Raw genomic sequence first — 13,595 nt, 5'->3', positions numbered from 1 at the left:
CGTTTACAGGTTAAGCACCAACCGTTGTTACCAAACATACAAGCAATTGTGTGTGGGAGTACGAAGATGAAAATTTACGCTCTTAACCTGTTCTTAAAAAATTGAATATCAATGCTTAACTAAATTATATACAGATGAAAGCCCTTATAGCTGATTTTTCCAAACAACTGAGAAAGGCAATTGAAATAGGCCGATCTGCCCGACTGCATAAAAGCGACTATCCGATCAAAAATATTGTTATTTCCGGATTAGGGGGATCGGGTATTGGCGGCAGCATTGTAAGCGAATTGGTTGCCCTTGATGCAAATGTATCTATAACGGTATGCAAAGGCTACTTTATCCCTGCTTTTGTAGATGAGAATACATTATTCATTGCGTCGTCCTATTCAGGAAATACTGAGGAAACATTACAGGCACTTGAACAGGCTATTGCAAAAAAAGCGAAAATTGTTTGTGTTACTTCAGGCGGAAAAGTACTTGACATCGCGAAGAAATACAATCTCGACCATATAATTATTCCGAACGGTCATCCTCCAAGGGCCTGTCTTGCATATTCTTTAACACAGTTACTTTTTATTCTTAAATTCTTTAGTGTCATCAGTTTCGATGTTGAAACACAAATAAATGATTCCGCTAAACTTCTTGACAAGGAAGAAAATCCGATCAAAGAACTTGCGGATAAAATAGCAGGCCAACTCCTGAACAAAACCCCCGTTATTTATTCAACAACTTATAACGAGGGTATTGCGATACGCTTTCGCCAACAATTGAATGAAAATTCAAAAATATTATGCTGGCACCACGTTATCCCCGAAATGAATCACAACGAACTGGTAGGCTGGCGCGAAAAGAATAACAATCTTGCTGTAGTACTTTTCCGTGACCCGGATGAGTATGAACGCAACAATACCCGGATTGAGATCAACAAAGAAGTAATTAAAAATTATACTCCAAGTATTATTGAAATTTACTCGAAAGGTAAAAACAAGATAGAAAAGGCTTTTTACCTCATACACCTGGGTGATTGGATATCCTGTTTCCTGGCTGATAAGCGTGGGTATGATGCCAATGAGATCAATGTGATCAATAATCTGAAATCTCAGCTGGCTAAGACGTAGGAGGGACGAGTGAAGGGGACGAGGGGCGAGTGAGAAAAAGCCAAACTTAATTCTCCAAAAAATCTATCTCATTGAAAAAAAATTAACACACTAAATATTCTCTTGTCCCTCGCCACTCGCCCCTCGTCCCTTTCACTCAACAAAAAGATCATCTTCAAAGATCTCGGCCTCATTGATTACAAAGAAGCCTGGGACTACCAGGAAAAACTTTTAAATGAAATTATTAATGTTAAAATTATTAATCGGACAACCGGCAACCAACAACCAACAACCAATTACCTTCTCTTCTGCGAGCATCCTCACGTATATACTCTTGGCAAGAGCGGTTCTGAAAAACATTTACTGATAAACGAAAAACAATTGAAGGATAAGAATGCGGCCTATTATAAAATAAACCGGGGTGGAGATATTACATATCATGGCCCCGGGCAAATTGTTGGTTACCCTATTCTAGATCTCGACAACTTTTTTACCGACATCCACAAATACCTTCGTTATCTCGAAGAAATGGTGATACTCACACTTGCCGAATATGGCATTGCTTCAGGCCGAATAAACGGACAAACGGGAGTATGGCTCGATGCGACAGATCCTTTAAAAGCACGTAAAATATGTGCGATGGGTGTGCGGTGCAGCCGGTGGGTAACTATGCATGGCTTTGCCATGAATGTGAACAGTGATCTCAGTTACTTCAATAGCATTGTGCCCTGCGGCATTACCGACAAAGCAGTAACTTCATTAGACAAAGAACTCGGCAGGAAAATTGACATGAATGAAGTAAAAGAAAAATTAAAAAAATATTTTGTCAACCTGTTTGAAGCCGAATTAGTGATGGAAAAAGAAACCATATGAAACATGATTGCAAAAGTTAAAACACAAAGGGGCATAACCTGCCTGCAGGCATCTAGGAATGGCTCCTTCAGCATTTTGCAAATATCGGGTCCCTGCCTGGCCGGCAGGTTGGCTTTTGACCATTAAAACTTAAAACTATTTTCAAATGAGTGTTCTGAAAAAAATAGTCAAATGGCTGTTTATCATCCTGATCGTTCTTAACCTGGGTATTTTGTTATCCGGCAAAACCTATTTATATAAAGGTATAGCGAATACGTATTTCAAAGGTCGCTCTGGTCCTGATATTGACGAATACCTGATTTTTCATAACCGCGAAGTAAGAGCTGCTGTTCATATACCAATTCCGAATGGAAAAGATTACAACAAAAAAACCATTGACACAAAAGCATTTCAACCTTATGGCACTATTGCCTACCTCATTTTAAAAAATGATTCCATACGTTATGAGCAGTATTGGGATAATTATGGTGAAAACTCCATTTCCAATTCATTCTCTATGGCTAAAAGTTTTGTTGGCTTGCTTGTTGGTTGTGCACTGCAGGATGGAGCTATCAAATCCCTTGATCAACCTGTGAGTGAATTTATTCCGCAGTATAAAGAAGGTGATAATGTCAAACTTAGCATTCGCCACCTGCTGACCATGAGCTCTGGTATTAACTTTGACGAAGATTATATTAATCCATTAGCTTATCCTGCTGCTGCCTATTACGGTACCGACATTAAAAAACTTACACTAAGCTATAAAGTAACTGAGGAGCCCGGTAAAACTTTTAAATACCTGAGTGGCAATACCGAACTACTTGGAATGATCATTGAAAAAGCCACAGGCAAATCATTAAGTGAATATATGAGTGTAAGCCTTTGGCAGCCTTTGGGCGCTAAAAACACCGCTTACTGGAGTCTTGATCGCGAAAACGGAATGGAAAAAGCATACTGCTGTTTTAATTCCAACGCTCGCGATTTTTCGCGGTTCGGTTTGTTATGCCTGCATAATGGCAACTGGAACGGAAAACAATTAGTTCCTGAAGATTTCATGAAGCAGGGAATGCAACCCGCTCCGTTGCTTAACGAGGAAGGCAAAGCAAATACATGCTACGGCTATCAATGGTGGATGCTGGATTACAAAGGCCATCACATTTCCTATTGCAGGGGTATTTTGGGCCAGTATATTATTGCGATACCCGATAAAAATATAGTGATCGTTCGCCTGGGGCACAAACGTGATAAAGAAAAACGGGACGGACATCCTATTGATTTGTATTTATATATAGACAAAGCACTTGATGCCTATTAAATCAAAAACCTTTTTACTTTTGTCCTGTTATATAGATGAAAAAGGACATAAATCCACCGGAAGTAACCGATATTGCTGTGGCCATTGTTAAAGAATTGAACGACAAAGGCGAACAGGAATGGAATGTGTATATGCTCAATCTTAAGAATGTTGCCATTGAAGGTGTACTTGTTACCTCTACCGGATATGGACTCATACAAGGTGAAGGCCGTAAAACTTCTACACTAAGACATTTTCTTGACACTATCCCCCCGAATAGCTTTGCCAAAATTGAACCTATAATGGAAACAGTATTCGGCATTAACAATGAATTTTGGGTAAGCTTTTATGTTAACAAAGTGATGTACGATAAAAAATATATATTTTTGGCCGAAAGTATAAGTGAGACTAATTTCATACGCATCCCTCTTATCAATAAAAAGGGAGTTATGATAAAATAATATAAATGGCCAGACTCCCATCAGTCGAACACCTTATCAGAGGAGCTTTTGGAACATTTCTGCGTTTCCCTCTCGCTATTCTGGCAAGCCTCGTCGCGGTATCTTCAACTATATATCTCGTACACATTAATCCTTCATACGGAGCCGAAACACAAATGGCGTATTTGTGGAAAATCGCCATCTGCGGATCGCTGGGAGTTTTCCTATTTATTGCGGTTACACTTTATTCCGAAAGCAACGATCATACACTCACAGCAAAATATGGGCTGCAGTCCCTTGTAACTGCACTTATTGTTGTTTACTATTTTTATCTTTCACCAACTGACAAAGAAAATATTGTAGAGCTGGCGCGTTACGCGTTATTTGTCATTGCAGCCCATTTACTCGTAGCTTTTTCAGCTTTTATTGGGAAAACGCAACTTAATGGCTTTTGGCAATTCAACAAATCGCTATTTATCCAATTCTTAACAGCGGCAATCTATACCACTGTACTTTGGGCAGGCCTAAGCCTTGCGCTACTGGCTATCGACAAATTATTCAAAGTTGAAATAGGCTGGCGTTATTACATGTATTTGTGGATCTCTTTGTCGGGATTGTTCAACACCTGGTTTTTCCTGAGCGGGGTACCTGCAAATATCCAGCACCTTGAACAGGTAACAGCATATCCAAAGGGGCTGAAAATATTTACTCAATATGTATTACTTCCGCTTGTCACTATATACATGGTCATTCTTTATGCCTACTCAGTCAAAATAGTTATTGATATGCAACTACCGCGGGGATGGGTATCCTATCTTGTCGTAGGTTGTTCTGTTGCCGGAATTTTGTCATTGCTACTTATTCATCCCATACGTAACGATGAAGGTAACACTTGGATAAAAGGATTTTCGCGCGGATTCTACCTAGCCCTTTACCCCCTTATTGTACTGTTTATTCTGGCCATTTATAAACGTGTCAGCCAATATGGTATCACCGAAAACAGATATTTTCTTATCCTTTTGGCCGGCTGGTTAACGGTTATGTCAACTTATTTTCTGATCAGTAAAACAAAAAACATAAAAATTGTTCCGGTTAGCCTCTGTATTATTGCCTTGCTCTCATCTTTTGGACCATGGAGCGCTTTTAGTGTTGGCGAACATAGCCAGGTAACTCGTCTGGAAAAGTTACTTGTAAAGAATGGCGTATTGGTTGATGAAAAAATAAAAAAAGCAAATGACACCATTCCAGATCAAGAAGCCCTCCAGATAACCAATATTATCCATTACTTAGATAAAGGTCACGGCTATAAATTATTACAACCATGGTTTAGCATTAGTATTGACTCCTTATTTGCCGCAGACACAAATAAATATGCATACAAACCCGCTAAAATAATGGGACTGATGGGGATCGAAGAACAATTTGGATATGACAGCTACCGTGATGAAGACGACAGCACAAGCTCTGTCAGCAGACCATTTTCGTTCAGCACGGATTATTATAACAAATCAATAAATGTAAGCGGCTATAATTATTATGCCACCTTTAACGGCAATTATTATCAAGACCTGAATGAAAGCACGAATACAGTTATAATTAATACCGACAGCCTATTCATTCTCTTTTCCAATATTGATAGCATGGCTCGTATAAAGCTTAATAAAACAGAATTGTTCACATTTAATTTATTACGGATGGTTGCTACTCTAAAAGCCGATTCTAAAAAACAGAATTATAACAATGGTAATGGAAATTATACCGTTTCTGACAGCCTGATGACCTATAACTTACACAATGATACGATCGGCATTAAATTACTATTCACTTATATCGGAGGCGAAACAAAAAACAAGGTCAGCACTATCACATCCTTCTCAGCAAACATATTGATCAAAAAAAATAACCATGTTGGATCAACAAAAAATTGAGGATATTCTCTTCCTCGACATCGAAACCGTTCCGGTAACATATAAGTATGACGACTTAAATGACAATGCGCGTAAATTGTGGGACAACAAATTCAGATTCCAGACCGCTGAAACGCCAGAAGTGTTATACAAGAAGGCCGGAATATTCGCGGAGTTTGCCAGAATAATCTGTATTTCGGTTGGCTTAATGTCGGATAAAAATTTTCGACTCAAATCATTTTATGGCAATGATGAAAAACTTCTGCTTACAGAATTTGCCAGCATGCTCAACAAACATTACAATAAAAAAGAACACCGGCTTTGCGCTCATAATGGTAAAGAGTTCGACTATCCATTCATTGCACGCCGTATGCTTATCAATGGGATCAAACTTCCCGATATACTTAACATAGCCGGAAAAAAACCCTGGGAAGTGAACCTGCTCGACACTATGGAACTATGGAAATTCGGTGACTACAAAAACTTCACTTCCCTTAATCTGCTCGCGCATATTTTTGATATCCCTACACCTAAGGACGATATAGATGGCAGTGATGTTTCCCGTGTATATTATGAAGAAAAAAATCTGAAGCGCATTGTTACGTATTGCCAGAAAGATGTATTGACCGTTGCACAGGTATTATTACGTTTTAAGGGTGAACCGCTTATCAAAGCCGAACAAGTCATTATTACATGAAATAACATTGTATCCTAACCTCAAAAGCATACACCTACACATTTTTTTTGATTTTTTTTCTCGTTTCACAAGTAATTACAAAACAAGTACTTGAAAAAATAAAAATCCGTATTTCCACTTAATTCATGTGCGTAGTAGAACCATTTGTTGTAACCCTCACTACCCTGAAGACGTTAAACGTATCGATTAGAATGTTGATATTTGTGAAGCTATGAAAAAACTTTACTCCCGGTTTACATACATTTTTCTACTGATCGTCCTTTCGTTTTCTGTTTCAACTCGATCAAACGCACAAAGCGGAATTGACTTCTGGTTTGCTCCTCCATATGTTTCCCATTTGCACAATGCCCCGGGCGGTATACCAATTTATCTTTTGCTATCCTCAATGGGTGTTTCCACAACAGTTACTGTATCACAACCTGCGAATGGTGGATTTACCCCTATTGTTGTAAATATTCCTGCCGGCAAATCAAAAAGAATAGATCTCACTTCCTTCCAGGCACAATTGGAAACAACTCCGACTAACACTGTCTTAAATACAGGTTTAAGGATCGTTGCCACAACACCTATTACCGCCAATTACGAAGAAAGTAATACCAATAACCCCGAGGATTTCGCACTAAAGGGTGCTAATGCTTTAGGAAAAGAGTTTTATATCCCGTTACATAATTTCGCACCTTATGCAAACAATGTTTTTGCAGCGCCGCACCAGGCAATTGCCTCATTTGATATAGTGGCATCCCAAAATAACACTATTGTTACTATATATTCTCCTGTTCCTGTTGACGGCCACCCTGCGCTTACACAATTCAGTGTAACATTGAATGCAGGACAAACCTATTCATGCGGCTTTAGTGGAACAAATTTTCAATTACCATCAACCCACCCTGCCGGCGCGGTTGTTCTTTCAGATAAACCTGTCGCCGTAACTGTGAAAGATGACTCCGACCATAATGCTTCAGGAGGTTGCTATGATCTTATCGGTGACCAGATCATACCGGTTAATATACTTGGTGAAGATTATGTGGCCGTTAAAGGCTTTTTAAACAACGGGGGTAACGAAAGTGTATTTATTACGGCTACACAAAACAATACAGCTGTTTACCTCGATGGGAATACTGTTCCCATTAGAACAATGTTTGCCGGTGAAACATTCCGTATCGACATGGACACCATTACCACCCCCGCTGATAACAGCATCTATATACGGACTTCGCTACCTACCTATGCTACTCACGTAACAGGTTTTGGATGTGAAATGGGCTCCGCCATACTTCCTCCGCTCAATTGCGCGGGGTCGCGCCAGGTTAATTTTGTCCGCTCAACGAACGAAGCATTTTATGTTACTCTGCTTGTCCGTGCGACGGCTATAAATAATTTTACCATTACAGGTCCGGGTACTGCTACAATTAATCCCGCTTCATTTAGCACAGTTCCCGGCACGGGAGGGCAATGGAGAGCAGCAAGGATACAGTACTCGCTGACTGAAGTACCTGTAGACTCCGGATTCAGTGTTACAAACAGCGCCGACGTATTCGCATTAGGTCTGATAAACGGAGGAGGTACCTCAGGTTGCCGTTACGGATATTTTTCAGAATTCGTTGCTCCGATTGTTGCTGATGCAGGACCTGACCAAACTGTATGCGCGAATGATACAGCGAAACTGGTTGGCAGTATTTCAGGCGGTGCTACTACCGGTTGCTGGACCTCCACAGGTACGGGAGTATTCCTACCAAACAACACCACATTAAATGCAAAATACGTTCCAAGCTCAGCGGATATTGCCACCACATCAGTAACACTTACACTTACATCTACCAGCATCTGCACCCCTCAACAAGACCAAATGGTGATCACCTTCACTTCAGCCCCTGTTGTTATTGCTGGACCGGATCAAACTATATGTAAAAACAATCCTAATGTCACTCTTAATGGTTCTGTAACAATTGCTACAGGTGGGCTTTGGTCAGGTGGAGCCGGCCTGTTTACTCCCGGCAACACAAGCCTGAATACGGTATACACCCCTACAGCCGGAGAACTGGCTTCGGGGATATTGGTACTTACCCTTACATCAACAGGCAATGGTATTTGTCACCCGGTTACTGATAACATGATCATCACGTTCACTCCGTCTCCCATTGCGAATGCCGGTGCAGATCAAACTGTTTGCGGCAACAATCCGAATGTCACCTTGAATGGTTCCGTTACAACTGCTACCGGGGGAATATGGTCGGGCGGAGGAGGAAGCTATTCTCCAAGCAACACAGCACTCAATGCGGTATATTCTCCAAGTGCCGCGGAAATTTCAGCAGGTAATGTAACACTGACACTTACTACAACCGGCAATGGCAACTGTAACGCGGTAACTGATCAGGTAACAATAAACTTCACTCTACCCCCGACAGTTAATGCAGGACCAGATCAATCTGTGTGTAAAAACAATGCCAGTGTTACACTCAGCGGATCAAAAACCATTGCTTCGGGAGGACAATGGACAGGAGGTTTAGGCACATTTACTCCGAACAACAGTACGCTGAATGCTACATATACACCAACAGCAGGTGAAATAGCTTCAGGAAGCGTAACACTTACACTTACGACTACAGGGAATGGTACCTGTAATGCGGTAAGCGATCAGATGAGTATTACCTTTACTAACGCTCCAACAGTTAACGCGGGTATAGATCAAACTGTTTGTAAAAATAATCCGGATGTAACACTAAACGGTTCTGTAACAATTGCTACAGGTATTATATGGTCAGGTGGAACCGGATCATTCTCTCCAAACAATACAACTGTTAATGCTGTTTATACACCAAGCGCTTCGGAAATAACTGCCGGCACCGTAACACTTACACTTTCTTCTACCGGCAATGGCACATGTAATGCGGTTACCGATAATATGACCATCACGCTTTCTCCATCACCTGTTGTTAATGCAGGCATTGATCAAACTGTTTGCGGAAATAATCCCAATGTAACCCTGAATGGCTCTGTAACGGTTGCCGGCGGGGGTATATGGTCAGGCGGAAGCGGAAGTTTCTCCCCAAGCAATACCGCGATGAATGCAGTGTATACCCCAACAGCAGCAGAAGTATCGTCTGGCAGCATTAATTTAACACTTACATCAACCACTAATGGCACGTGTAATGCGGTGAATGACCAGGTAACCATCAACTTTACATTACCGCCTACTGCAAATGCCGGTACTGACAAAACAGTCTGCGGAAATAATTCCACTGTAACACTGAATGGAAGTGTAACAGTGGCAACAGGAGGACAATGGACCGGTGGCCTGGGAACATTTGCTCCAAATAATAACACACTGAACACTTCATATACACCAACCGCAGGTGAAATAGCAGCTGGAAATGTAACACTAACACTTACTACAACGGGTAACGGCAACTGTAATGCCGTAACTGATCAAATGACGATCTTCTTTACTGCCGGACCTACTGTAAGTGCCGGCACCAACCAGACAGTTTGTGCAAACAATCCCGCTGTTGCACTGAACGGCGCATTCACAATTGCTGCCGGAGTATTGTGGTCGGGTGGAAACGGATCATACAATCCGGATAATATTACACCTAATACAGTATATACGCCTTCAACAACAGAAATAACAGCGGGAACAGTTACCCTCACATTAACAACTACCGGCAATGGAACGTGCTTACCTGTGAGCAGCAACGTTACCATAACAATACTTCCTGCTCCACAGGTAAGTGCCGGACCCGATATAATGGCGTGTGTAAATAAACCGGCGGCAGTACTTAACGGAACAATATTAAATGCCGGTGGCGGCCAATGGAGCGGCGGCAACGGAACGTATTCGCCTAACAATACCGTACTAAATGCCACATATACCCCTACTACTGCCGAAATTTTATCAGGAAGTCTGGCTCTAACACTTACCTCAACAGGAAACGGAACATGCACCGCGGTAAATGATATTATGGTCATTTCATTTGCACCATCTCCTGTTTCAAATGCGGGTGCCGATCAGACTCTTTGCGCAAACAACGCAAGTATAGCATTGAACGGTTCTGTAAATAACTCGGCGGGCGGATCCTGGTCCGGTGGATTGGGGATATTCACCCCGAATAACAACGCGCTGAACGCGGTATATTCGCCAACACAAACAGAGATCAACTCCGGCCAATTGAAACTTGTACTTACCACAACAGGAAATGTAAACTGTAACGCGGTAACGGATACAATGGCTGTTGTATTTACCCCTGCACCTACCGTAAATGCCGGCTCAGCTTTAACATCCTGCTCAAATAACGCTTCAGTTACACTGAATGGATCATATACAATAGCAGCAGGAGCGATCTGGTCGGGCGGAGCGGGAACATTCACTCCAGGCAAAACAACAATGAACGCCGCATATACACCTTCGTCTGCTGAAATAACTGCGGGTAACGCAACTCTTTTACTGACTACAACAGGAAACGGAAATTGCGCAGCGGCAGTTGATAGTGTTGTTGTTACCATCATTCTAAAACCAATTGTAAACGCAGGATCGGATCAAACCGTTTGCGTAACCAATCTTAATGTACAGCTAAGCGGAAGTATTGTCGGCCCTACAAATAGCGGGCAATGGACTTCCATGGGCACAGGAACGTTCACTCCTAATAATACTTCACTAAATGCCATTTACACATGCAGCAAACAGGATTCCCTGAATGGCGGGGTTAAACTGGTACTTACTTCAACTAACAACGGGTCTTGCCTGGCGGTTAATGATACCCTTATGATCAATATTCGTCCTGCCGGCGGAGCTAATGCCGGAAGCGATGCAACAGTTTGCGCGAATAACGCAGGTGTTAACCTAAACGGGGTAATTACCGGCGGTGCAAGTTCCGGAACATGGTCAAGCACCGGTACTGGTGTATTCAGTCCGAACAACACTTCTCTAAATGCACTGTATATACCAAGTGCGGGTGATGCCGCATCCGGTTCCGTAACCCTGACGCTTACGGCTAATAGCTGTAATCCTGCATCTGATAATCTCATAATAACAATTACACCGGCTCCGGTCGTGAATGCAGGCGTGGACCAGACTGTTTGTTCAAATAACAAAAATATTCAACTGAACGGAAACGTTTCAGGCGGCACGAATACCGGTGTATGGACAAGTACAGGAACCGGATCATTTGTCCCCAACAATACAACCATGAATGCCATTTACCAGGCAAGTGCAGCTGACTCCGCGGCCAAAGTGATTTACCTTGTACTCAATTCAACCAATAACGGATCCTGTGTTGCTGTAAAAGATACCGTCCGGATAAACATTTATCCTTCATCAACAGTTAACGCAGGTGCTGATCAAACGGTTTGTGCCAATAACCCCAATATTATCCTGAACGGATCTGTGAGCAGCGGTGGCCCCGGCGTCTGGAGCACTTCCGGTTCTGGTGTATTTAACCCGAATGCCAATACATTGAATGCGACTTACACTCCGAGCGCGGCCGACATCTCAGCTGGTTCGGTAAATCTTGTACTTACTGCAACAACCAGCTGTAATGTAGCTGTCGATTTCATGACTGCTATTATCACAGCTCCACCAACAGTGAATGCCGGGGCCGACCAATCCGTATGCGGCAGCAATCCGAATATATCGTTATCCGGCAGTATTGTTAATGCGGCAGGCGGAATCTGGTCAGGAGGCAACGGAACCTTTAACCCGAGCAGCACTTCATTGAACGCAACATATACGCCGACTACAGCGGAAATAACATCAGGCACATTAACATTAACTCTCACTTCAACAGGCAATGGTATTTGTAATGCGGTTAACGACATTCTGGTGGTTAACTTTACTTCATCTGTACAGGCAAACGCGGGTGTTGATCAATACGTTTGTAAAACAGCCGCTAACGCTCAATTGCAGGGTATAGTAAGCAATGGCAGCACAACAGGCAAATGGACAACCTTAGGTTCAGGCTCCTTCCTTCCTAACGATAGTACATTAAACGCAGTCTATCAATTCAGCACAGCCGATACTGCAGCAGGTTCTGTAACAGTTGTCCTTACTTCGACAAACAATGGTCAATGCGCTGCTGCAAAAGATACCATAAAAATATTCTTTGGCCCGAGCGCGTTCGCCTCGGCAGGTGTTGACCAGCTCACCTGTTTTACCAACCCCACCGTTAACCTGAACGGACTGGTTTCGGGAGGTACAAGTACCGGACAATGGACAACATTGGGCGGGGGCTCATTCAATCCGAATTCACAGACGCTGAATGCGACCTATACATTAAGCTCAGGCGATCTTTCGAATGGAAGTGTAAAACTTATTCTTACAACAACAAATAACGGCGGATGTTTGGCGGGAACTGACACTATGAAAATACAGGTAAGCAATCCTGCAAATGTAAATGCCGGTTCTGACCAGACCATTTGTTCAACCATACTATCAGTAGTACTGAATGGAAATATAAGCGGAGGAAGTACAACGGGTCAATGGATGACATTAGGCTCAGGTACATTTACACCAAACGCCCAGACGCTCAACGCAACATATACCCCGGGAGCTACTGATTATACTGCGGGAAAAGTAAAACTTATACTTTCATCTACTAATAATGGAGTATGTGCGGCAGCAAAGGACACTATAGAGATCAGCATACAGCAACCGCCAATTGTAAATGCCGGAATTGATAAAACGGTTTGTTCCGCCAACCCCGCTATAACACTGAATGGATCTGTGAGCGGCGGAAGCACAACGGGAACATGGACAAGTATCGGAACCGGGAATTTCACTCCTGATGCTCAAACGCTGAATGCTGTATACAATCCAAGCGCTACTGATATAGCACTTGGCAACATAAAGCTGATCCTTACTTCAACCGGAGGCTTCTGCCCGGCGGCAAATGACACCATGGTAATAAACTTTAATATTGCGCCGGTAGTTAGCGCAGGGGGCGATCAGGCCAACTGTTCAGGCAGCAACATCTCCTTGAATGGATCAGTAACCGGTGGAAGTGAAACAGGAACCTGGATGACATCAGGTACCGGCGTGTTTGTTCCGAACAATGCAACGTTGACAGCCGTATATGCACCAAGCTCGGCTGACAGATCCGCGGGTACAGTCAGGTTAGTATTAATATCAACAAACAACGGGCTATGCGCCGCAGCGTCCGACACAATGAGCATCACATTCGGCACCACGCCAACAGCCGCCTTTACATCATCTGCGAACGGAACAGCTGCCACATTCACCGACCAATCTCTTGGCGCCGTAACATGGCTTTGGGATTTTGGCAACAGCTGAGGATCATCGTCACAACAAAATCCTGT

The 13,595-nt window shown here is 42.6% G+C and carries 7 protein-coding genes; all 7 read left to right on the top strand.

What is annotated here, in order from left to right:
* The first annotated feature begins 134 nt into the window (after positions 1–134).
* Positions 135–1,118 (top strand): bifunctional phosphoglucose/phosphomannose isomerase, encoded by a 984-nt coding sequence (locus HYU69_12975; GenBank protein ID MBI2271249.1) that lies wholly within the window; start codon positions 135–137, stop codon positions 1,116–1,118.
* Positions 1,119–1,220: 102 nt separating this feature from the next.
* Entirely contained in the window at positions 1,221–1,970 is a 750-nt protein-coding gene (gene lipB / locus HYU69_12970; protein ID MBI2271248.1) for a lipoyl(octanoyl) transferase LipB, read from the top strand.
* A gap of 163 nt (positions 1,971–2,133) precedes the next feature.
* Positions 2,134–3,264 (top strand): serine hydrolase, encoded by a 1,131-nt coding sequence (locus HYU69_12965; GenBank protein ID MBI2271247.1) that lies wholly within the window; start codon positions 2,134–2,136, stop codon positions 3,262–3,264.
* Positions 3,265–3,299: 35 nt separating this feature from the next.
* A complete protein-coding gene (locus tag HYU69_12960) occupies positions 3,300–3,704 on the top strand; it encodes a hypothetical protein (GenBank protein ID MBI2271246.1) in 405 nt (134 codons plus the stop codon).
* Between the two features lie 5 nt (positions 3,705–3,709).
* Complete coding sequence (locus tag HYU69_12955) at positions 3,710–5,611, top strand: DUF4153 domain-containing protein (protein ID MBI2271245.1); 1,902 nt, start codon at positions 3,710–3,712, stop codon at positions 5,609–5,611.
* On the top strand, positions 5,589–6,287 hold the full coding sequence (locus tag HYU69_12950; GenBank protein ID MBI2271244.1) for a 3'-5' exonuclease: 699 nt from the start codon (positions 5,589–5,591) through the stop codon (positions 6,285–6,287). The genes HYU69_12955 and HYU69_12950 overlap by 23 nt, the downstream gene beginning before the upstream one ends.
* 211 nt (positions 6,288–6,498) lie before the next feature.
* Entirely contained in the window at positions 6,499–13,569 is a 7,071-nt protein-coding gene (locus HYU69_12945; GenBank protein ID MBI2271243.1) for an IgGFc-binding protein, read from the top strand.
* Positions 13,570–13,595: the final 26 nt, after the last annotated feature.

This window comes from Bacteroidota bacterium, from assembly GCA_016183775.1.
GTDB lineage: Bacteria > Bacteroidota > Bacteroidia > JABDFU01 > JABDFU01 > JABDFU01.
This window is presented reverse-complemented; position numbering and strand designations above follow the sequence as displayed.

Coding starts and splice junctions, on each gene's coding strand:
- HYU69_12955 (MBI2271245.1), top strand. CDS start 3,710: ATGGCCAGACTCCCATCAGTCGAACACCTTATCAGAGGAGCTTTTGGA.
- HYU69_12945 (MBI2271243.1), top strand. CDS start 6,499: ATGAAAAAACTTTACTCCCGGTTTACATACATTTTTCTACTGATCGTC.
- HYU69_12975 (MBI2271249.1), top strand. CDS start 135: ATGAAAGCCCTTATAGCTGATTTTTCCAAACAACTGAGAAAGGCAATT.
- HYU69_12960 (MBI2271246.1), top strand. CDS start 3,300: ATGAAAAAGGACATAAATCCACCGGAAGTAACCGATATTGCTGTGGCC.
- HYU69_12950 (MBI2271244.1), top strand. CDS start 5,589: ATGTTGGATCAACAAAAAATTGAGGATATTCTCTTCCTCGACATCGAA.